The 21,640-nt window shown below is 51.3% G+C and carries 20 protein-coding genes and 2 tRNA genes; 11 read left to right on the top strand and 11 right to left on the bottom strand.

Annotated elements, in window-relative coordinates:
* Nucleotides 1-394: 394 nt before the first annotated feature.
* The 7 genes from sufA to V2154_RS11875 all read left to right on the top strand — a co-directional run bounded on the left by sufA (nucleotide 395) and on the right by V2154_RS11875 (nucleotide 7,491).
* Nucleotides 395-766 carry a Fe-S cluster assembly scaffold SufA gene (gene sufA / locus V2154_RS11905; protein WP_353502426.1) on the top strand — a complete coding sequence of 124 codons (372 nt, stop codon included), beginning with the start codon at nucleotides 395-397 and terminating at the stop codon, nucleotides 764-766.
* 30 nt (nucleotides 767-796) lie between these two features.
* Nucleotides 797-2,320: a Fe-S cluster assembly protein SufB gene (gene sufB / locus V2154_RS11900; RefSeq protein ID WP_034791151.1), complete on the top strand. Its 1,524-nt coding sequence runs from the start codon at nucleotides 797-799 to the stop codon at nucleotides 2,318-2,320.
* Nucleotides 2,321-2,493: 173 nt separating this feature from the next.
* Nucleotides 2,494-3,240, top strand: a complete 747-nt coding sequence (sufC, locus tag V2154_RS11895; RefSeq protein WP_353502425.1) for a Fe-S cluster assembly ATPase SufC — start codon at nucleotides 2,494-2,496, stop codon at nucleotides 3,238-3,240.
* Nucleotides 3,215-4,516: a Fe-S cluster assembly protein SufD gene (sufD, locus tag V2154_RS11890; RefSeq protein ID WP_353502424.1), complete on the top strand. Its 1,302-nt coding sequence runs from the start codon at nucleotides 3,215-3,217 to the stop codon at nucleotides 4,514-4,516. Before sufC ends, sufD begins: the two co-directional genes overlap by 26 nt.
* Nucleotides 4,516-5,736, top strand: a complete 1,221-nt coding sequence (sufS, locus tag V2154_RS11885) for a cysteine desulfurase SufS (protein ID WP_353502423.1) — start codon at nucleotides 4,516-4,518, stop codon at nucleotides 5,734-5,736. The genes sufD and sufS overlap by 1 nt, the downstream gene beginning before the upstream one ends.
* A gap of 29 nt (nucleotides 5,737-5,765) precedes the next feature.
* Nucleotides 5,766-6,179 carry a cysteine desulfuration protein SufE gene (sufE, locus tag V2154_RS11880; protein WP_353502422.1) on the top strand — a complete coding sequence of 138 codons (414 nt, stop codon included), beginning with the start codon at nucleotides 5,766-5,768 and terminating at the stop codon, nucleotides 6,177-6,179.
* Nucleotides 6,180-6,462: 283 nt separating this feature from the next.
* Nucleotides 6,463-7,491 (top strand): L,D-transpeptidase family protein, encoded by a 1,029-nt coding sequence (locus V2154_RS11875; RefSeq protein WP_353502421.1) that lies wholly within the window; start codon nucleotides 6,463-6,465, stop codon nucleotides 7,489-7,491.
* A gap of 207 nt (nucleotides 7,492-7,698) precedes the next feature.
* Here V2154_RS11875 and V2154_RS11870 read toward each other — a convergent pair whose 3' ends face one another.
* From V2154_RS11870 to V2154_RS11850, 5 genes are all read right to left on the bottom strand, one after another.
* Nucleotides 7,699-7,935 carry a major outer membrane lipoprotein gene (locus V2154_RS11870; protein ID WP_013576093.1) on the bottom strand — a complete coding sequence of 79 codons (237 nt, stop codon included), beginning with the start codon at nucleotides 7,933-7,935 and terminating at the stop codon, nucleotides 7,699-7,701.
* Between the two features lie 294 nt (nucleotides 7,936-8,229).
* Complete coding sequence (pykF, locus tag V2154_RS11865; RefSeq protein WP_353502420.1) at nucleotides 8,230-9,642, bottom strand: pyruvate kinase PykF; 1,413 nt, start codon at nucleotides 9,640-9,642, stop codon at nucleotides 8,230-8,232.
* Between the two features lie 507 nt (nucleotides 9,643-10,149).
* Nucleotides 10,150-10,226, bottom strand: a tRNA-Val gene (locus tag V2154_RS11860).
* A gap of 31 nt (nucleotides 10,227-10,257) precedes the next feature.
* A tRNA-Val gene (locus V2154_RS11855) sits at nucleotides 10,258-10,334 on the bottom strand.
* A gap of 203 nt (nucleotides 10,335-10,537) precedes the next feature.
* Nucleotides 10,538-11,911, bottom strand: a complete 1,374-nt coding sequence (locus V2154_RS11850; protein ID WP_353502419.1) for an MATE family efflux transporter — start codon at nucleotides 11,909-11,911, stop codon at nucleotides 10,538-10,540.
* A gap of 364 nt (nucleotides 11,912-12,275) precedes the next feature.
* On the opposite strand from V2154_RS11850, the gene V2154_RS11845 reads away from it, so the two are divergent.
* The gene (locus V2154_RS11845) at nucleotides 12,276-12,932 is read left to right on the top strand and encodes a riboflavin synthase subunit alpha (protein ID WP_353502418.1); all 657 of its coding nucleotides are present in this window, start codon (nucleotides 12,276-12,278) and stop codon (nucleotides 12,930-12,932) included.
* A 72-nt stretch (nucleotides 12,933-13,004) separates the two neighbouring features.
* Here the strand turns inward: V2154_RS11845 and cfa are convergent, their stop codons facing one another.
* Nucleotides 13,005-14,156, bottom strand: coding sequence for a cyclopropane fatty acyl phospholipid synthase (gene cfa / locus V2154_RS11840; RefSeq protein ID WP_353502417.1), 1,152 nt, complete (start codon nucleotides 14,154-14,156; stop codon nucleotides 13,005-13,007).
* A 363-nt stretch (nucleotides 14,157-14,519) separates the two neighbouring features.
* A complete protein-coding gene (punC, locus tag V2154_RS11835) occupies nucleotides 14,520-15,734 on the bottom strand; it encodes a purine nucleoside transporter PunC (RefSeq protein ID WP_353502416.1) in 1,215 nt (404 codons plus the stop codon).
* 157 nt (nucleotides 15,735-15,891) lie between these two features.
* On the opposite strand from punC, the gene punR reads away from it, so the two are divergent.
* Nucleotides 15,892-16,797, top strand: a complete 906-nt coding sequence (gene punR / locus V2154_RS11830; protein ID WP_353502415.1) for a DNA-binding transcriptional activator PunR — start codon at nucleotides 15,892-15,894, stop codon at nucleotides 16,795-16,797.
* A 57-nt stretch (nucleotides 16,798-16,854) separates the two neighbouring features.
* On the opposite strand, the gene purR is transcribed toward punR, so the two are convergent.
* Complete coding sequence (gene purR, locus V2154_RS11825; RefSeq protein ID WP_034791139.1) at nucleotides 16,855-17,880, bottom strand: HTH-type transcriptional repressor PurR; 1,026 nt, start codon at nucleotides 17,878-17,880, stop codon at nucleotides 16,855-16,857.
* 150 nt (nucleotides 17,881-18,030) lie between these two features.
* Between purR and cydH the strand changes: the two genes are divergently transcribed.
* Nucleotides 18,031-18,306 (top strand): cytochrome bd-I oxidase subunit CydH, encoded by a 276-nt coding sequence (gene cydH / locus V2154_RS11820; protein WP_353502414.1) that lies wholly within the window; start codon nucleotides 18,031-18,033, stop codon nucleotides 18,304-18,306.
* A gap of 200 nt (nucleotides 18,307-18,506) precedes the next feature.
* On the opposite strand, the gene V2154_RS11815 is transcribed toward cydH, so the two are convergent.
* Entirely contained in the window at nucleotides 18,507-19,373 is an 867-nt protein-coding gene (locus V2154_RS11815; RefSeq protein WP_353502413.1) for a C40 family peptidase, read from the bottom strand.
* Between the two features lie 484 nt (nucleotides 19,374-19,857).
* Here V2154_RS11815 and V2154_RS11810 point away from each other — a divergent pair, with 484 nt between their 5' ends.
* Nucleotides 19,858-20,211 carry a Grx4 family monothiol glutaredoxin gene (locus tag V2154_RS11810; RefSeq protein ID WP_353502412.1) on the top strand — a complete coding sequence of 118 codons (354 nt, stop codon included), beginning with the start codon at nucleotides 19,858-19,860 and terminating at the stop codon, nucleotides 20,209-20,211.
* Nucleotides 20,212-20,300: 89 nt separating this feature from the next.
* Here V2154_RS11810 and rnt read toward each other — a convergent pair whose 3' ends face one another.
* Together rnt and gloA are read right to left on the bottom strand one after the other, a co-directional pair.
* Complete coding sequence (gene rnt / locus V2154_RS11805; protein WP_353502411.1) at nucleotides 20,301-21,014, bottom strand: ribonuclease T; 714 nt, start codon at nucleotides 21,012-21,014, stop codon at nucleotides 20,301-20,303.
* Between the two features lie 90 nt (nucleotides 21,015-21,104).
* Nucleotides 21,105-21,512 carry a lactoylglutathione lyase gene (gene gloA / locus V2154_RS11800; protein WP_353502410.1) on the bottom strand — a complete coding sequence of 136 codons (408 nt, stop codon included), beginning with the start codon at nucleotides 21,510-21,512 and terminating at the stop codon, nucleotides 21,105-21,107.
* Nucleotides 21,513-21,640 lie beyond the last annotated feature (128 nt).

The following is a 21,640-nucleotide window of genomic DNA, read 5'->3' as shown; positions in this document are numbered from 1 at the left end:
GTCGATTTGTAGACCTATAAATAAGCGGAATATCCCTGTTAAAAGTGCGGAAATGGGGGCGAAAAAAGGCATTTCCTGACTATAAAAGAACGAATTCATAAATAGGTATTTCCGATGAATGTTTTATAATAGTGATCAGGAACATTATTTTTTTCGATTGAAAATCGGCAATTAGATTTTTTTTAACAAAAAATTGACAACTTATTCAATTAGTTGATGGTCGCGGTGTTGAAGACCCGCCAGCGGCCAGCCTTGGAAAGCGTAAGCGTAGAGTGAAGTTCCTCACGCTAAATCGCTATACCCTCTTAAAACAAGAGGTTGAAGTGATACCTGTTATCACTAGAATAGGCACAATAGGTCTTGTCTATGACCCTGAAACGATGAGGTAGGACAGATGCAAACTGAAACAGTCGGCACGTTCTCTTTAGATGAGAACATTTGGAAAGGTGTGACGTTGACTGACTCTGCGGCTAAGCAGGTCAAAACGCTCATCAACCAAGATCCAGAAGTTAAAGGGCTACAGCTCTCTGTGAAGCAGTCAGGCTGCGCGGGATTCGCGTATGTCCTCGATCTGACTAAGCAGCCAGCCGGCGATGATCTGGTGTTTGAACACGATGGTGCCAAGTTGTTCATCCCGTTGAAGGCAATGCCTTTCATTGATGGCACCGAGGTGGATTTCGTCCGCGAAGGACTGAATCAGATATTTAAATTCAATAATCCTAAAGCTCAACATGCCTGCGGGTGTGGCGAGAGCTTTGGTGTCTAACATTATTGTAAACGAAGCGATGTAACCAACATGTCACGAAGCAACGTAGAAATTCCAGACAATGTGCAGTCTTGGGTCGGCGAGGAGACGAAATACAAGGAAGGGTTCTTCACTCAGCTGGCAACCGATGAATTAGCATCTGGCATCAACGAAGATGTGGTGCGTGCCATTTCCGCGAAGCGCAATGAGCCTGAGTGGATGCTGGAGTTCCGTCTGCAGGCTTATCATGCTTGGCTGAAAATGGAAGAGCCACACTGGTTGAAAGCGTATTACACGCCGCTCGACTATCAGGATTACAGCTACTACTCCGCACCTTCCTGCGGCAGCTGTGATGATACCTGTGGTTCTCAGCCGGGTGCCACGCAGCAGCCTCCAGCAGATTCGCTGGGCGTGCCTGCAGTTGACGGCAAAAATTACCTGACCAGCGAAGTAGAAAAAGCGTTCGAACAGCTCGGTGTTCCGGTTCGTGAAGGCAAAGAAGTGGCGGTCGATGCAATCTTCGACTCCGTTTCCGTCTCCACCACTTACCGTGAAAAACTGTCTGAATCCGGCGTGATTTTCTGCTCCTTCGGCGAAGCCATTCATGAATACCCGGACTTGGTGCGCAAGTACCTCGGTACCGTGGTGCCTGCGCAAGATAACTTCTTTGCTGCACTGAATGCTGCCGTGGCCTCTGACGGTACTTTCGTTTATGTACCAAAAGGCGTGCGCTGCCCGATGGAACTGTCCACTTATTTCCGTATTAACGCGGCGAAAACCGGTCAGTTCGAACGTACTATTCTGATTGCCGACGAAGGCAGCTACGTGAGCTACATCGAGGGCTGTTCTGCCCCGGTGCGCGACACCTATCAGCTGCACGCGGCGGTGGTTGAAGTCATTCTGCACAAAGATGCCGAAGTGAAATATTCCACCGTGCAGAACTGGTTCTCCGGCAGTAAAGACAGCAGCGGCGGGATACTGAACTTCGTGACCAAACGCGCACTGTGTGAAGGTTCAGGTTCAAAAATGTCTTGGACTCAGTCTGAAACTGGCTCCGCGATCACGTGGAAATACCCGAGCGTTATCCTAAAAGGGGATAACTCAATCGGTGAATTCTTCTCTGTCGCGCTGACCAGCGGTAAGCAGCAGGCCGACACCGGTACCAAAATGATCCACATTGGTAAAAACACCAAGTCGACCATTATCTCTAAAGGTATCTCTGCCGGTCACAGCCAGAACAGCTATCGTGGTCTGGTCAAGATTCTGCCAACGGCTGAGAATGCCCGTAACTTTACTCAGTGTGACTCCATGCTTATCGGCCCAGACAGTGCCGCGCATACTTTCCCTTATGTGGAAGTGCGCAACAACACTGCCCAGCTTGAGCACGAAGCAACCACCTCGAAAATCGGCGACGACCAGCTGTTCTACTGCTTACAACGCGGTATCAGCGAAGACGATGCGATTTCGATGATTGTTAATGGCTTCTGTAAGGATGTCTTCTCTGAGCTGCCGCTGGAGTTTGCCGTTGAGGCCCAGAAGCTTCTGGCTATCAGCCTTGAGCACAGCGTCGGGTGATTCTCTTTCTCTTATATAACAACGCTATATAAAGAGAACTGACGCTTTTCCCGCTCGTCCACCCACTTCTTTCCCGTGAGAAGACGATTTAGACGAGCGCTGGAAATTGAACGACTGAACCAGTGAAAGAACCACAGAATTATGAGCGCGCAGGCGCAAACTCAAGGATACGTATGTTAAGCATCAAGAATTTAAAAGTCCGTGTCGAAGAAAAGGAAATTCTTAAAGGGCTTGATCTCGAGATCAAACCAGGGGAAGTGCACGCTATTATGGGCCCGAACGGCTCCGGTAAAAGTACGCTTTCCGCGACGCTGGCCGGACGCGAGGACTACGAAGTCACCGACGGTACTGTTGAATTCAACGGTAAAGACCTGCTGGACCTGGACCCAGAAGAGCGGGCAGGCGAAGGCGTATTCATGGCCTTCCAGTACCCGGTTGAGATCCCTGGCGTCACCAACCACTTCTTCCTGCAAACCGCCGTTAACGCCGTACGCAAGTACCGCGGTCAGGCACCCATGGACCGTTTTGACTTCGCTGATTTCATCGAAGAAAAAATTGCCATGCTGAAAATGCCAGAAGATTTGCTGACCCGTTCTGTCAACGTCGGCTTCTCCGGCGGTGAGAAAAAACGTAACGATATCCTGCAGATGGCGGCTCTTGAGCCAAATCTGTGTATCCTTGATGAAACCGACTCAGGTCTGGATATCGATGCGCTGAAAATTGTTTCTGACGGCGTTAACAGCCTCCGTGACGGCAAACGTTCATTCGTTATCGTGACCCACTACCAGCGTATCCTCGACTACATCAAGCCTGACTACGTGCACGTTTTGTGGCAGGGCCGCATTGTTAAATCCGGCGATTTTACCTTGGTTAAACAGTTAGAGGAGCAGGGTTATGGCTGGCTTACAGACCAAGAGTAACGTACCTGCGGCGGGCAGTTCGCACGCCATGCAACAGTTGTATCGCCTGTTCGAAAGCGCAGGCGGCGAGAACTCTGCCCACGCGCATGCGCACTGGCAGCAAGTTCTGCGTATCGGTTTTCCACACGCCAAGCTTGAAAACTGGAAGTACACTCCGGTTTCCTCTTTGCTCGGTAATCAATTCTTTGCTCCGCAGCCACAGGCGTTGAGCGCTGAAGAGTTAAAGGCGCTGGCTTTGCCGCTGGATGCTTACCGCCTGGTGTTCGTCGATGGTCGCTTTGATGCTGACCTTAGCGATGTGCAAACTGGCGCGTTTGAAATTGAAAAACTGAGCCCGTCCGTTCAGCAGACTTTGCCTGAGCCGATTGAGTCAGAAGTCTTCCTGCACCTGACCGAAAGTCTGGCGCAAGACGGCCTGTCTGTGCGTTTACCTGCTGGTAAGCAAGCAGATAAACCGCTCTATTTGCTGCACGTCAGCAGCGGTCGCGAGCAGGCTCGTGAGATTAATACCGTTCACCATCGCTACCACTTGGCGATTGAAAGCGGCGCCAATGCTGAAGTGATCGAGCACTACGTCAGCCTGAGTGACAAAGGTCATTTCACCGGCTCACGTATGACGGTTAACGTTGGCGACAACGCGGATTTCACTCACTACAAACTTGCTTTTGAAAGCCAGGCGAGCTTCCACTTCTCGCACAATGATTTAGTGATTGGCCGTGACGCACGCGTTGCCAGCCACAGCTTCTTGCTGGGTGCGGGTCTGACCCGTAACAACACCAGCGCGCAGCTTAACGGTGAAAACAGCAATCTGGACATCAACAGTCTGGTATTGCCAGTTGACGCAGAAATTGCCGATACCCGTACTTATCTCGAACACAACAAAGGCTATTGCAACAGCAATCAGCTGCATAAAGTGATCGTGCGTGACCGCGCCAAGGCCGTGTTTAACGGCATGATTAAAGTGGCAAAACACGCGCTGAAAACTGACGGCAAAATGACCAACAACAACCTGCTGCTGAGCAAACAGGCTGAAGTGGACACCAAACCTCAGTTGGAAATTTATGCCGATGATGTGAAATGTAGCCACGGTGCGACAGTGGGCCGTATCGATGACGAACAGCTTTTCTACCTGCGCGCGCGTGGTATCAGCGGCCAGGACGCACAGCATATGATTATCTTTGCTTTCGCGGCGGAATTGACCGAAGCCATCAAAAACGAAACCCTGCGCGATGTAGTCATTGCCCGTATTGCTGGCCGACTAAATCGAGGTGAGTAATGAGTTTTCCTCTGGAAAGAGTTCGTAACGATTTCCCTCTGCTGAGCCGCGAAGTTAACGGCCAGCCGCTGGCCTACCTTGATAGCGCGGCCAGCGCGCAGAAACCCCATCAGGTTATCGAGCGCGAGCTTGAATTCTACCAGCATGGCTATGCCGCGGTTCACCGCGGCATTCATACCTTAAGTGCTGAAGCCACCGAGCAGATGGAAAATGTCCGCCAGCAAGCGGCAGAGTTCATCAATGCGGCTTCTGCCGAAGAGATCGTGTTCGTCAAAGGTTCGACCGAAGCCATTAATCTGGTCGCCAACACCTTTGGCCGCGCGTTGCTGCACGCCGGTGATCGCATCATCATCACTGAGATGGAGCACCATGCGAACATCGTTCCATGGCAGATGCTGACGAAAGAGCGCGATCTGCATATCGACGTCTGGCACTTAACGCCAAACGGCGAGCTGGACCTGTCTGAGCTGGAAACCCTGATCACGCCGCGCACTAAGCTGCTGGCGCTGGCCCACGTCTCTAACGTGCTGGGCACGGTGAACCCAATCGAAACCATCATTCCTCAGGCGAAAGCGGCCGGGTTGACGGTATTGGTTGATGGCGCGCAGGCCGTGATGCACCACACCGTGGACGTGAAGGCGCTGGATTGCGACTTCTATGTCTGGTCTGGTCACAAGCTCTACGGGCCGTCCGGCATTGGTATTTTGTATGGCAAGAAAGCCTTGCTTGATCAAATGCCACCGTGGGAAGGCGGCGGTTCGATGATCAAACACGTCAGCCTAACCGAAGGCACCACCTTTGCCGCAGCGCCTTGGCGCTTTGAGGCGGGTACGCCAAACACGGCTGGCATCATGGGGCTGGGCGCGGCAATGAGCTACGTCACTGACCTGGGCATTGCTGAGATCCATGATTACGAGCAGTCGCTGATGAGTTATGCACTCGAAGCTATGGCTCAGATCCCTGATATTGTCATCTATGGCCCGGCAATTCGCTCCGGCGTAATCGCTTTCAACTTGGGCAAGCACCATGCCTACGATGTCGGCAGCTTCCTTGACCAATACGGTATTGCTATCCGTACCGGCCACCACTGCGCCATGCCATTGATGTCATTTTACGGTGTGCCGGCCATGTGCCGGGCGTCGCTCGCCATGTACAATACTCGCGAAGAAGTCGATCGCTTAGTCGCCGGGCTGCAACGCATTCATCGTCTGCTGGGTTAACCCGCAGTCTATTATCAGGATCTATTTTTATGGCTTTGCCAGATAAAGACAAATTAGTGAAAAACTTTTCCCGGTGCCCGAACTGGGAAGAGAAATACCTGTACGTGATTGAACTGGGTGGACAATTACCCGCGCTGGCCGATGAACATCGCCAAGATAAAAACCTGATCTCCGGTTGCCAAAGCCAAGTCTGGATTGTAATGCAGATTAACGAGGCGGGTGAGCTGAGCTTCGCGGGTGATAGCGATGCGGCCATCGTTAAAGGGCTGTTGGCGATTGTCTTCAGCCTGTACCAAGGTCTGACAGCGCAGGAAGTGGTGGAACTGGACGTGCGTCCTTTCTTCACCGCCCTTGAGTTGAGCCAGCATCTTACGCCTTCACGCTCGCAAGGGCTTGAAGCGATGATCCGCGCTATTCGTGCTAATGCCCAGCAATTGAGCTAATCACGACACGTTGCTCGTTAGGAATGTTCTGCTAATGAGCAACGTTATTTCTCTTCCTCTCCCATCCTCTCTTGCCATTTAATTCTGATAATTCAGCTGCTTAAAACGCTTCTCTTGCCTTAATTTTCATTCCGTCGAGCTTTTGTAACGCTTTGATTTTAAGCGTTTTAATTGCCTTTACTTCAGGCATTGCTACTATTAAAACTCAACAGGAAGTTGATGCCTGCGCACCTGCCTTGGCATCGGGTTTCAACCCTTACGATAATCATCAGTAGGAATGAGTATGAAACGTGTATTACCCCTGATGGGGATGTTATTCGCTGGCTATCTAACAGCCGGAACCGGCGCGGCCAACGCCGCAGAATATCCGCTGCCGCCGGATAACAGCCGCCTTATCGGTGAGAACACCACCTACGTTGTGCCAAACGATGGCAAACCTCTCGAAGCGGCAGCCGCCAAATATCAGATTGGTTTGATTGGAATGCTGGAAGCCAACCCGGGCACCGACCCTTATTTGCCGAAGCCGGGCACGGTGCTGACCATTCCATCGCAGATGCTGCTTCCCGACACCAAGCGCGAAGGCATTGTGGTAAACCTTGCCGAGCTGCGCCTTTATTACTACCCGAAAGGGGAGGATAAGGTGATCGTGCTGCCAATAGGTATTGGCCAATTAGGGCGTAATACGCCGGAAATGGTGACTTCGGTCAGCCAGAAGATCCCCAATCCAACCTGGACACCGACCGCCAACATCCGTAAAGCTTACTTGAAAGACGGCATTAAGCTGCCGGGCATGGTGCCAGCCGGGCCGGATAACCCGATGGGGCTGTTCGCCATGCGCCTGTCCGCGGGCACCGGGCAATATCTGATCCACGGTACCAATGCCAACTTTGGTATCGGTATGCGCGTCAGCTCGGGCTGTATCCGCCTGCGTCCGGACGATATCGAAGCGCTGTTCAACATGGTGCCGAAAGGCACGCGCGTGCAGATAATCAATCAGCCAATCAAAGTGGCGGTTGAGCCGGACGGTAAGCGTTATATCGAGGTGCACCAGCCGCTGTCGCACACCGACAAGGACGATCCGCAGACCAAGCCGATTGCGCTGACCGCCGCAGAGAAGAAGTTCATCAAGAACAAAGAGACTAATGAAGATGTGGTGAAGCAGGCCATCGAGCGCCGCTCGGGTATGCCGGTGATTGTGAGTCACGGCACTGATGCTGACTCAGCGCAAGAAGCGCCGTCATCACAAGTCCCCCAGCCGCAAAGTGCTTCTATTACTCAGGTTCAGTCTTACCAGACCGCCGATAACCAATAATCGCGCTGTACGGCCCATAGAGGCATTGCATATTAAGGAGCTGATACCAGCTCCTTTTTTTATGTTCGTCTGGTAGAAGGCGCTGTGGCGAGTTTTAAGGGTATTTAGACGGGGAATGTCAGGTGTGGAAGAGGGGAGCGGAGAGATGCTGAACGACAGGCAAAAAAAATGGCGCACTGAGTGCGCCATTTAACTATTGAAGTAATATTACTTCTTGTAAGCGTGAGCTTGGTTGTCCAGACGTTGGTTAGCGCGAGCTGCATCGTCTTTAGCTGCTTGAACGTCAGAACGGATTGCGTTCACGTCGTTGCTCAGTTGGTCAACTTTAGAGTTCAGAGTAGAAACGTCTGAAGACAGTTGGTCGATTTTAGCATTGCTTGAACAACCAGCCAGCATAGTAGAAGCCAGGATTACAGCGCCCAGTACCAGTTTAGTGCGATTCATTATAAAACCCTCTAGATTAAGTTAATCTCCATGTAGCGTTACAAGTATTACACAAACCTTTTTCTAATGAGAATAAATTTTTGCTCGCAATCGCTTTATTTTGATCGTTCGCTCAAAGAAGCATCTTTTTTTGCGAAAAAGTTAAAAAATGCAGCGAAAACAGCCGGATTCCATGAGACTTGTCCCATTTATTTGTTAGCTGTTTTTACTGTCTTGTCTAATTATTTACATTGCAGCCAATAAAAAACGCCGCATTACGCGGCGTTTTGGCAGAAAGCGATGTCACTTTTCTAATTAGACAACGTGTACCGATGCAGTATTGGTTGTGCCGCTCTGAACCAGCGCGCCAGAAACCATCACCACAACATCACCTTTCTGAGCCAGACCGCTTTCCAGCGCAGCTTCTTTACCGATACGGTAGAAGTCGTCAGTAGAGGCGATTTCTTTGACCAGCTGAGTGATCACGCCTTTAGTCAGGATCAGTTGACGTGCGGTCACTTCGTTAGTGGTCAGAGCCAGAATAGTGGCGTGTGGGAAGTATTTACGCACGGCTTTGGCTGATTTACCGCCGCTAGTTGCGACAACAATAAGAGGCGCGTCCAGCTTCTCAGCGGTTTCAACGGCACCACGGCAAACGGCTTCGGTGATGCGCAGTTTGCGGTTTTCATTCTGACCGTCGATACGGCTTTGCATCACGCGGTCGGTACGGTCACAGATGGTTGCCATGATAGTCACGGCTTCCAGCGGATATTTCCCTTTCGCACTTTCGCCAGACAGCATGACTGCGTCAGTACCGTCGATGATGGCGTTAGCCACGTCGCCCGCTTCTGCGCGAGTAGGGCGTGGGTTTTTGATCATGGAATCGAGCATTTGGGTCGCAGTGATAACGACTTTACGCGCGCGGTTACATTTCTCAATCATCATCTTCTGCGCGAAGATAACTTCTTCTACTGGGATCTCAACGCCCAGGTCGCCACGAGCAACCATGATGCCGTCAGAAGCTTCGAGGATTTCGTCGAAGTTGTTCAGGCCTTCTTGGTTTTCGATTTTAGAGATGATCTGGATGTGTTCGCCACCGTGTGCTTTCAGGTGTTCGCGAATTTCCAGCACGTCAGAACGTTTACGAATGAAAGAAGCTGCAACGAAATCAACGTTTTGCTCGCAACCGAAGATCAAGTCACGTTTGTCTTTTTCAGCCAGAGCTGGCAGAGCAATAGAAACGCCCGGCAGGTTAACGCCTTTGTTTTCGCCAAGGTCGCCGTTGTTCAGCACTTTACAGGTTACTTCGGTTTCAGTGACGTTGGTCACTTCCATACCGATCAGGCCGTCATCAACCAGAATGGTGTTACCGATTTTCAGGTCTGCTGCGAAACCAGCGTAAGTTACCGCTACGCGCTCGCTGTTACCGATCACGGATTGGTCAGTAGTAAAGGTGTAAGTCTGACCAGCAACCAGCGCAGCGTCTTTGCCGCCTTCCAGTTTCATGGTGCGGATTTCTGGACCTTTGGTGTCCAGCAGGATGCCCGCTTTATGACCAGTTTTAGCCATAACGTTGCGGATGTTCTTGATGCGCTGACCGTGTTCTTCGTAATCACCGTGAGAGAAGTTCAAACGCATAACGTTCATGCCTGCATCAAGCAGTTTGGTCAGCATTTCTTCAGATTCGGTTTTTGGGCCGATGGTACAAACAATTTTGGTCTTTTTCATGACGATTTTATCTACAAGTTGTGATGGATTGGGAATATGTTCGCCCGGCAGCGCTGCTGCCCACGAGAAATTTGGGTGGTGCCTGGTTGATTCAAAACAATACTAAGCGTAGGCGACTGGAGAAGAAATGGTGTGTAAAGTTCAGCCAAGGCATGGCTTTCTGTACGATTAATCATCGTCTTGGGTAAGGTGCTGCTTTTATACGTACGATATCGACAGATCAAGGGGCTGAAACCATTCAATCGAAGAGACGGTGCGTATTATAGGGGGTAAGCGGCGGGAAACAAAATAAAAAACATGACGCTGCGCAAGCTTCTGGCATCTGAGAGGCGTTCGTTGCGCAAATCGCCGAAACGGGCAGGGGAGAAATCACTATAGGTACTATTTTGAGCAGGATAAAGGCTAACGAGTGGCTTGGGTTCTAGGATCTAATACTGAAATTGAACAATGTTGGGATTTGAATACGAAGAAGTCACTGCAAGATTAGGAAGAGAAGGAGTGTTCATCTGGTGCGTCCGAGTGGACTCGAACCACCGACCCCCACCATGTCAAGGTGGTGCTCTAACCAACTGAGCTACGGACGCACATCTGATGAAACAGGTACTGCGCAGAATTTGGTGCGTCCGAGTGGACTCGAACCACCGACCCCCACCATGTCAAGGTGGTGCTCTAACCAACTGAGCTACGGACGCATCGTTTTCTGTCTGCCAGTGCGGCAGCGGGGACGAATATTAGCGACCTACCCGATGACTGGCAAGGGAAAAAAAACATTTTACGACGATATTGTGACTGAGTGGTGCGCTAATGTTCATTGCGTTGATTTTTTAAACATTAATGCTGGCAGCTTAGCCGCCGGAAACGGTTGTCCGGCGGCTAGGTTGTGCTGCAAAGCAGATTATCGGCGCGCTTTATCCAAAATGACGAATGAAGATTGGTTCTGGATCCAGCGAATCCGCAGCGACACCATCACCGCCGCGAAGGTCAGCCCGATAATAAAGCCCCACCAGAAACCACTTGGCCCCATTCGCGGCACTACCCAGTCGGTCAGACCCAGCGTGTAGCCAATCGGCAGCCCCAGCACCCAGTAGGCAACAAAAGTAATGTAGAAGATAGAACGCGTGTCTTTATAGCCGCGCAGTACGCCAGTGCCGATCACCTGAATGGCATCTGAGATCTGATAAACTGCCGCCAGCAGCATCAGGCTGGAGGCCAGCGCCACCACCTCCGGGCTGTCGTTATACAGCGCGGCGATCTGTTCGCGGAAAATCACCGAGAGAGACGCCGTGAAGCAGGCAATCACCACCCCGGTGAAAATACTGGTACGGGCCGACACGCGCGCCCCTTCCACCGAGGACTCACCCAAGCGCGAACCCACGCGGATGGTGGTCGCCATGCCCAAAGAGAGCGGAATGACGAACATCAGCGAGCCGAGGCTCAGGGCTATCTGGTGACTTGCCACGGCGACAATGCCCAGTGGAGAAACCAGCAGTGCGACGATGGCGAACAGCGTCACTTCGAAAAACAGCGCTAAACCAATTGGCAGGCCCAGCGAGGTTAAGCGTTTAAGGGTGGCCCAATCCGGCTTGGCGAAACGGCTCTGCGCAACAATGTCCTTCATGAAGTAAGCATGCTTCACGTAGTAACGCATCATCAGGAACATCACCCAGTAAACGGTGCCTGTCGCCACGCCGCAGCCTACGCCGCCCAGCGCCGGTGCGCCAAAGTGACCATAGATGAAGATATAGTTGAGCGGAATGTTAACCATCAGCCCAACAAAACCAAAAATCATCCCCGGCTTGGTTTTCGACAACCCTTCGCACTGGACGCGCAGCACTTGGAAGAACAGGTAGCCCGGCGCGCCCCACATAATGGCGTGCAGGTAACCAATGGCTTTCTCTTTCAGCTCTTCATCCACGTTATGCATCAGGCCGATGATGTGCTCGCAATTATAGATGACGGCCATGATCAGCACCGACACGCCTGCCGCCAGCCAGAAACCTTGCTGCACCTGATGGGCGATTTTATCGCGTCGACCGGCACCGTTGAGATGGGCCACGGTCGGGCTAAGTGCCAGCACCAAGCCATGACCCAAAAGAATTGCCGGCAGCCAAATCGAGGTACCGACGGCCACTGCGGCCATGTCCGTTGCGCTGACCGAGCCAGCCATGATGGTGTCCACCACGCCCATTGCGGTTTGAGCAATTTGAGCAAAGATGACGGGAACAGCGAGCGCTAATAAGACACGCGCTTCTGTAAGGTACTTCTGCACGTATACACCTTTATATGGTTAATCCTTCGTTCCTGAAGTTATCGCGTCGAGAGCCGTACGCCGGAGAGGGGAATATTTCCTGTAAACATTCCCAAGGGCGCTTCACGTGCTGTATTGCCGAAACTCCAACCACGTTGGACAGTGATTAAATTAAGAAAACGTCATGGAAAACATGACGCTAAAATAGCGGGAAATAGCCCGAAGATTGTACATCTTAAGATTTTTTAAGCAATAAAGCTGTTAATGTCGAGTTAAATAATGCGCTTTTACATCGGGTTGATATTTTAGATTCATTGATTTGGCTTTCCCTCAATTCTGCGGCAAACTGACGGATAAGAGACAAGCATTTAATGAGGCATGACCTATGTTTACCGGTATTGTTCAGGGCACAGGAACGCTAGTGTCCATCGATGAAAAACCTAACTTCCGTACCCACGTTGTCAAAATGCCAGCCCATATGCTGGACAACCTCGAGCTTGGCGCGTCGGTTGCTCACAATGGTTGTTGCCTTACCGTCACGGAAGTTAAGGGTGATCTGGTGAGCTTCGACTTGGTTAAAGAGACGCTTCGCCTGACCAACCTGGGTGATTTGCAGCCCGGTGCGGAGGTAAATCTCGAGCGCGCAGCGCGATTTGATGATGAAATCGGCGGCCACTTAATGTCTGGGCATATTATTTGTACGGCAGAAGTGGCGAAAATCCTGACCTCAGAAAATAACCGTCAAATCTGGTTCCGCATGCCTCACGAAGATTTAATGAAATATGTGCTGCATAAAGGTTTCATTGGTATTGACGGCATTAGCCTGACCGTCGGTGAAGTGACCAAAACCCGTTTCTGCGTGCATTTAATTCCTGAAACGCTGCAAAGAACCACCTTAGGCGCGAAACGTCTGGGGGATAAAATCAATATTGAAATCGACCCGCAGACCCAGGCGATCGTTGACACCGTCGAGCGCGTGTTGGCAAGCCGCGAAGCCGCGATGGCCACGGCTCAGGCGCTGGCCGAACAGCAAGAGCACTAATTTATAAAATAAAAACAGCGCAATAAAAAAGCCGGGCAGCTCATCACTGTCCGGCTTTTTTTCGTCTGTCACTTAGCGTGGAACACGAATACCGCCTTCGACGCCTTGCGCGCTGAATACCACCTGCCACAATTGAATGTCACGGGCGCGGAAGGCGCCGGCACAGGCGTTAAGATAATAAGTAAACATTCTGTAGAAGCGATCGCCGTAACGTTCTGCCAGAGAAGGCCATGCCTGCTGGAAACGTTCATACCACGCCATCAGCGTCCTGTCGTAATCCGCCCCGATGTTGTGCCAATCTTCCATCACAAACAGTGATTCGCTGGTTTGCGCGATTTGCTGAACGGAAGGCAAGCAGCCATTAGGGAAAATATACTTATCGATCCACGGGTCAACGTTCAGGTCGGTTTTATTCGAACCAATCGTATGCAGAAGGAATAAACCGTCCGGCTTAATATTGCGTTTCGCCACGTTGAAGTAAGTCTGATAATTCTTCGGACCCACGTGTTCGAACATGCCCACCGACACAATACGATCAAACTGATCGTTCAGGTCGCGGTAGTCTTGCAGCAAAATAGTGACGTCGAGGCCCTTGCAGCGCTCTTGTGCCATTTTTTGTTGCTCAGCAGAGATTGTGACTCCAACAACGCTAACGCCGTAATTTTTCGCTGCGAATTCCGAAAGCCCACCCCAACCACATCCGATGTCGAGCAAGCGCATGCCCGGCTTCAATTGCAGCTTATCGCAAATCATTTTTAATTTTGCTTCCTGGGCCTGTTCGAGAGTTGTTGCCTCTTTCCAGTAACCGCAGGAATATTGCATATAGGGGTCTAACATCAGACTGAACAAGTCGTTGCCCAAGTCGTAATGCTCTTTGCCCACAATCCAGGCGCGTTTTCTGGATTGAAGATTGGTTAGCCGTGCGGCTGCAATGCGGAGTATATCTTTAAAATGGCGCGGGAGTTTAGTCTCAAGACCGGCGTTAATGACCCGCTGGAAGAACATATCGAGACGCTCGCATTCCCACCAGCCGTCCATATAGCTTTCGCCCAGACCCAAAGAACCTTCCTGTAAAACACGCTTAAAGAAATCAGGATTTTTTACTTTTATATCAAAAGGTCGAGTACCATTAATCTGGATATCGGCCATCCCGAGCATTTCATTGGCGATGCGATACCATTGATTATCTTGAATACTCAGGTCTTCTACACACGATGAACTCATAGCTTCTCCATCACTTTCTCTTCTGACTTATTAACCTGCCAAGAAAATATTAGGCAATTTATGCAGGTCATTATGAGAACAGACGGTTAATCCGCCTTGTCTGATATGCGACTATGAACAGAGGAAATAATTAGAAGAACACCCACTGCCACTAAGAGTATGGGTGAAAAATCCATTTTATAAAGTGTGATGCACTCCCCGCATCGACAACAAGTTGTGATAAAAGTTTTGGTAAAATGTTATTTTTTTAGGTTCGATTGAGTATATGCCCGCCTTTCCGCATTCTCAATAATAAATCGTGCGGGGCGAGCATATACTTTAAGTGATTGTTACAGAGGGTAATTATGACGATCCGTTAGCATGTTAAGCATCGTTTCGCGATAATTCTCCTCCGGCAGTTACCGCTACCGCAGTCGCCTGTTTCTCACCTTTTTTGGCCATAAAAAATCCCAGTCCAACCAAGACAACGGTGCCAAGCATTACCGTCACCGTGGCCAGAAGTGGCAGGGCAATAAAAGTGGAAACCAACAGGCTGGCAACAAAACACAAACCTAATTGTAGTGTATTTTGCAGTGCAGCAGCCTTGCCTGTATTAGCAGGAAATGACATTAATGCATTTGCTACAACAATTGGATAGCACGCACCATTCACCAATGCCATTAAACAGAAGGGAATGAGCAGGGTGATTAGCGTGGCGTGAGTGAGGGTTGCCACCAGATAAAGCGCCACGACGCTCAGGGTGTAACCCGCCAGTAGCCAAGGCAGAATGCGGTTGCCGTCAATTTTGGCGATCAGCAAACGGCAGCCGAAGCCCCCCACTAAAAATGCAATTGTCTGCGGAACATAGCTCAGACCAATCACTCCCGGCGTGTAACCCATATCACTCAAAATAAAGGGTGAGCCGGTCAGCCAGGCAAAGAAACCTGCCGAACACGCAGCGTAAATCATCACGTTGCCGCTAAACGCTGGCGAAGCCATCAGGCGGAAGAAGCTGATGTTGTCAGCCTTTTTCTCGCCACTGGCTTTTTTGGCTTCTTTAATGCGGAAAGAGAAGGCCAGTAGCAGCACGCCGACGGCCAACAGCAGGGCAAAAATGGCCTGCCAGTCAAAATGGTTAAGCACCCATGCACCAAGCAGCGGGGCGAGCGCCGGAGAGAGCGCGACCAGCGGCATGATAGTCGCAAAGGTGCGTTTCGCCACTTCAGACGAGTAGCGATCAACCACCAGCGCCTGCCAGCTCACTGCCGCAGCACACACGCCGATGGCTTGCAGGAAGCGCAGACCGAGCAGCAGATAAATATTTTCAACCCACAGCATCCCCAGACAGCCCAGCGCGAACAGGGTCAGTCCGGCAATCAGAACCGGGCGGCGACCCATGCGATCGGAGAGCGGCCCCCAGACCAGTTGGCCAATGGCAAAGCCGCCTAAGAAGATACTGAGGCTGGCGCTGATCAGGCCCGGCGTGGTGACTAAAGAGGTTTGCATTGCGCTGAATGCAGGCAGGTACATATCGGTGGCTAAAAAGCCCAGCATACTCAGCCCGGCGAGGTAGAGCATAAATCCAAAGGAGGGTTTCATTTTTCTCTTCTTAAATGCGATGTATCAATGACATTACGCGGTGGCAAAAATTGCAGGAAAACGCCTAGAAGTTTAAGTGTTTGGTAAAGCCCTTGTGAAACGCTAATATTTGCAGTGATGTATCAAAAAAATTGAAAGCAAGCCGAGGGCGAATGAAATGTGGTCAGAATACTCGTTAGAAGTGGTGGACGCCGTGGCGCGCACCGGCAGTTTTAGCGCGGCGGCGGCAGAACTGCACCGCGTGCCCTCGGCGGTGAGTTATACCGTCCGCCAACTCGAGCAGTGGCTGGCCGTGCCGCTGTTTGAACGCCGCCACCGCGATGTGGAATTAACCCCGGCCGGGCAGGTTTTTGTTGAGGATGCGCGGTTGCTTATCAAAAAAATGATGGCGACCCGCCGTCAGTGCCAGCAGGTGGCAAACGGCTGGCGCGGCCAGCTCAGCGTGGCGATTGACCGTATCGTTAAGCCAGAAAGGGCGCGGCGGCTGGTGACGGATTTCTATCGCACCTTCCCGGACACCGAGCTGATTATTCATTCCGAAGTGTTCAACGGCGTGTGGGACGCGCTGGTTGATGGCCGCGCTGACGTCGCCATCGGCGCCACCCGCGCGGTGCCCACCGGCGGGCGTTTTAGCTTTCGCGACATGGGCTTTATGGATTGGCACTGCGTGGTCAGCCCGAGCCATCCGCTGGCGGCGTTGCCCGCGCCGCTGATTGACGACCAGCTGCGAGAGTACCCCGCGCTATGTCTGGAAGACACCTCGCGTAGCTTACCCAAGCGCGATACCTGGACCTTGGATAATCAGCGTCGGCTGGTGGTGCCGGACTGGACCTGCGCCATTGAGTGCCTGTGCGCGGGGCTGTGTGTCGGCATGATGCCCGTCCATATGGTGGATAAATGGCTTGAGCAGGATAAGCTTCGCGTTTTGCAACTGGCTACGGATTTCCCGGAAAGCGCCTGCTGCCTGACGTGGGACCAAAGCAATCAATCGCCCGCGCTGGCGTGGCTGCTGGACTATCTCGGCGACAGTGAAACCATGAATCAGGAGTGGTTGCGCAATTAAAAACGCCTGCATGGGAGCAGGCGTTGGTCGGTTCACTATTTTATTCGCGGCGCGCTATTAACGACGATAGTCGCGATACGGGCCGTCGGCCACTGAGCGGCGCTCAACCAGTTTCGGGTGAACCTCGATGGTTTGCGACTCTTCGCGCTTGCTGACAATACGGTCGAGCAGCATGGTGAAGGCCATCTCGCCCAGACGCTCTTTCGGCTGGTGGATGGTGGTCAGTGCTGGGGAGAAGTAGCGCGCGTTTCGCACGTTATCATAGCCGATCACCGATATGTCTTGCGGCACGCGCAGGCCCATTTCGTCAGCGGCGCAGATTGCCCCCATCGCCATCACGTCGCCGCCGCAGAACACGGCGGTCGGGCGCTGCTTCTGCATCAAAATCTTGTGCATCGCCTGATAGCCAGATTCCGGCTCGAAATCCCCTTGCACTACCCACTCTTCGCGCAGCGGAATATTGGCTTCGGTTAAGGCTTTGACGAAGCCCTGGAAGCGACCGCCGCCGGTGTTGCGCGCCAGCTGGCCGGGGATCACGCCGATATCGCGATGACCGCGTTCAATCAGATAGCGCCCGGCCATGTAGCCGCCTTCAAAGGCGTTATCAATAATGCTGTCGGTGAAATTCTTGCGCGCTTCGCCCCAGTCCATCACCACCATTGGGATTGAGCGATACTCTTCGAGCATGTCCAACAGGGCGTCCGGGTATTCGGCGCACATCACCAATAAGCCGTCGACGCGCTTTTGCGCCAGCATCGCCAGATAGGCTTGTTGCTTATCGAGGTTATTGTGCGAGTTACATAAAATCAGCGTATAGCCTTTGGCGAAGCAGCTATTTTCAACGGCTTCGATAACTTCGGCGAAGTAGGGCGCTTCGCTGGAGGTTGCCAACAAGCCGATAGACTTGGTGTTATTAACCTTGAGGCTGCGAGCCACGGCGCTAGGCGAGTAGTGCAGCTCTTTAATGGCAGTCTGCACGGCGGCTTTAGTTTCTTCGGCGACGAAACGTGTTTTATTGATGACGTGCGACACGGTAGTGGTGGAAACGCCAGCCCGCTTTGCGACATCTTTTATCGTTGCCATGAAAAGAATGACTCCTGTACCGACGTGCTCTGGCACGTTAGCATTATGTTAATCGTTTGCTTGCGTGGATTTGACTGCTGAACAATAAAAGCGCAGTGAAATCGTTGGTGGGTTTTTCAGAAAAGGACAGCTGTCTGAAAGAACATCGGGATGAATCGACCGGCACGCAGCGTGGTAACCGCGAATTTTCTCTTATATCGCGGAAAAGGGGAAGTAAAAAGTCTTGTTAAGGCAGGGAATGATCACGAGATTTTAGCGGGAAACTGTGAGAAACTGCTTTGGCACACAAACTGTATGGCTTACGGCGTGGCCGCATTTGATCCACAAGGAGTTTTCATGGACAGCAATCTGAAATTCGCATTGATCACGACAGTCGGCGCATTGGCAATGATTTTGGCCTTTAGCTTCACGGCGGTAATGCACTAATCCTCTCATTGCGAGTAGGGCTTAGGCGCGTTAAACCGTGTTCGGTTCTAGTTAGAAACGTTAAACAAATAGAGAAAAGGGCGACCCCATCACTGGGATCGCCCTTTTTGTTTTCGTCTTGCTGTGCTCGGATTTGACTCAACAATTTCATAAGCGTTTCGTTAAATGCTATTCAGTGACTGATTAGCGGTGGGGCCGACTTAACGAATCGTTTTAGGCGTCATGACGCGACGCGCGCCAACATAGTGATCTTGCCAGTAATCGTCACCCAAGGAGGTGATTTTAATATCTTCACCGGTTCGCGGTGACTGGATAAACTTGCCGTTGCCGAGATACACGCCCACGTGGTCTGCTGCGCCGCGCTTGCTGATCCTGAAGAAGACTAAATCGCCACTCTCCAGTTCACCGCGTTTAACCGGCGCCGCGTCGCGAAGGTGGTACATTTCGTTAGCGGTGCGCGGCATTTTAATGCGAATCAAATCTTTATAGGCGTAATACACTAAACCACTGCAATCAAATCCGGTATTCGGTGAAGTCCCACCCCAGCGATAAGGTTTGCCAACCTGATGCATCAACTTGGTCATCGCTGTTTGCTGCGCGTGTTGGTAACGTTTTTTGTGCGCGGCGCTTAATGTTATGGGTTTACTGTTTTTTGCCAGAACGTCTTTGTCACCTCGGTGACGCCCGTAAGCTTTTTTGCCGTTCTTTTTGGTTTCGTTCTTGGCCAGCGTTCGACTTTCTTTTTTGGTTTCGGTTTTGCGTAACGCGACTTTGGTGGTTTTCTTTTCAGCTCGCTGATGGTGAGCAAGCTTGGCCGGTGCGGCCTTTTTCGTTTCTTTCGATTCTTTCGTTTTAGTGGTTTTGGTTTTTTCTTCTTTTACCGGCTCTGCCTTGGACTTTTTACTGGTCTTGGCCACGGCTTTTCGCTTTCGGCGCTCATCGGGTTTAGCCTGACTCACGTGGCTTTTCTTATGATCGGCGGAAACGTTAGCGTTTGGCGCTGCGTGCGCCAAATTAAGAAATAGCTGGGTAAATAGCAGTACGGAAAGCGTAATCAATAAACGCATGGCGTCGTTACCAATATTGGCCCAAAGTTAAACATCATAGATGTCAGAGTATTGCCCAAATGAACCGGACAAAACAGCACGAAATGCCTCGATTCTAGATCATATTGTGAGAAAAAGTTAATAGCTTTTTAAATGCTGAGAAAATAGTCATTAAACGGTTTTAAAAGCACCATATTTCAGTGAGTTGAAATAATGCTCTATGCCGTGCAGATGGCTCATTCGGCAGTTAAATTTGTTCGGCAAAAATGTTATTCTGAATGACTGTTTATTTTTGCGACCTGTAAGTCATTTTAATAAAAATGGCACAGGCAGTTGAATAATGCATGGCGCAGTGGAGAAAAACCCTGCAAAAAATGGCGTTTTTATCCCATGCCAGCCATCGTTACAATAGAAGACAAGCGACAAAGGCTGCGGGTTCCCATAAGCAGCCTGCGCATAATGAGTAATGACCGTGACAGCCAGCTTTGGCTTGAGGAAGCAAGAAATGACCACACCAACTATTGAAAAGATCCAGAAGCAGGTTTCCGAAAACCCAATCCTTCTGTACATGAAAGGTTCACCTAAGCTGCCAAGCTGCGGTTTCTCTGCTCAGGCGGTTCAGGCTCTTTCTGCCTGTGGTGAGCGTTTCGCTTACGTTGATATCCTGCAAAACCCAGATATCCGTGCTGAAATGCCAAAATATGCTAACTGGCCAACTTTCCCGCAGCTGTGGGTAGACGGCGAACTGGTTGGCGGTTGCGACATCGTGATTGAAATGTACCAGCGCGGTGAGCTGCAGCAGCTGATCAAAGAAACTGCTGAGAAATACAAATCTTCTGAAGAGCAGCAACCTGAGTAATTTCAGGCTCCCGCTGTAGTAGCAGAGCAAATAAAAAGAGCGGCCATCTGAGCCGCTCTTTTTTATCTGTCGAATTCCGCCAAGCCCACTTATTCAGCTTGGCTGTCTGTCTCGCTCGGCGCTTCAGTCTCATCGCCCACCGGCAGTGGCCAGCCACCAAGACGCTTCCAGCGGTTTACCAGTTCACAGAACAGCTTGGCCGTCTGCTCGGTGTCATACAGCGCCGAGTGCGCCTGGCTGCTGTCGAACACCATGCCGGCGCTGATACAGGCTTTCGCCAACACCGTCTGCCCGAGCACCAATCCGCTGAGTGCGGCGGTATCGAAAGTGGCAAAAGGGTGGAAAGGGTTACGTTTCAGCCCGGCGCGCTCTGCGGCGGCCATCAGGAAGCTGTGATCGAAGTTGGCATTGTGCGCCACGATGATCGCCCGGTTGCAGTTCTGCTCTTTCATTCCCTTGCGAATGGCTTTGAAAATCGCGTGTAGCGCATCATATTCGCTCACCGCGCCGCGCAGGGGATTGGTCGGGTCTATGCCGTTAAAGGCCAGCGCCTCCGGTACCAGAATGGAACCCTCGAAAGGCTCGACGTGGAAGTGCAACGTTTCGTCGCTCTCCAGCCAACCCTCGTCATCCATCTTTAACGTAATGGCGGCAATTTCTAGCAGCGCATCGGTCTGGGCGTTAAATCCTGCGGTTTCAACATCGATAACTACGGGATAAAAACCACGAAATCGGCCTCTCAGGGCGTTAATGTCACTATTCTCGGCCATTAGTTTCTTATCTTCATCGAATTCAGCCGGCATTATGACAAATTTTTCTGTCAGTTGCAGGAGGGGAGGAAAAAAGGGCAACAAAAAAGGGCGCTTATGCGCCCTTAATAGCGGAAGGCGGGATTAGTGACCCAGACCTTGACCCGCGTGTTTAGATTCGATCAGCTCGATTTTGTAGCCGTCCGGGTCTTCGACGAAAGCGATGATGGTAGAACCGCCTTTCACCGGGCCGGCTTCGCGCGTCACGTTACCACCGGCTTTACGAATGTCTTCGCAAGTCTGGGCAACGTTATCTACGCCAAGAGCGATATGACCATAGGCCGTGCCGAGATCATAGCTTTCGACGCCCCAGTTGTAAGTCAGTTCGATCACTGCACCTTCGCTTTCATCGGTATAACCAACAAAGGCCAGAGAGTATTTGTATTCAGTATTTTCGCTGGTACGCAGCAGGCGCATGCCCAAAACATCGGTATAGAAACTGATTGAGCGTTGCAGGTCGCCAACGCGAAGCATGGTATGAAGTAAGCGCATAAATTCCTCTGAATGCAGGGGTAAGTAATAGATAACAGACTAACTGATATTCGCTATTCAGGCAAAAAAAGCGGCAGCCGGAGGGGCGGCTGCCGCAAGGGTCGATTTTTTGCACTAATGGCTTTTAA

The organism is Ewingella sp. CoE-038-23 (assembly GCF_040419245.1).
GTDB classification, from domain to species: domain Bacteria; phylum Pseudomonadota; class Gammaproteobacteria; order Enterobacterales; family Enterobacteriaceae; genus Ewingella; species Ewingella allii.
The sequence above is the reverse complement of the archived record's forward strand: the minus strand, read 5'-3'. Positions and strand labels throughout refer to the sequence as shown.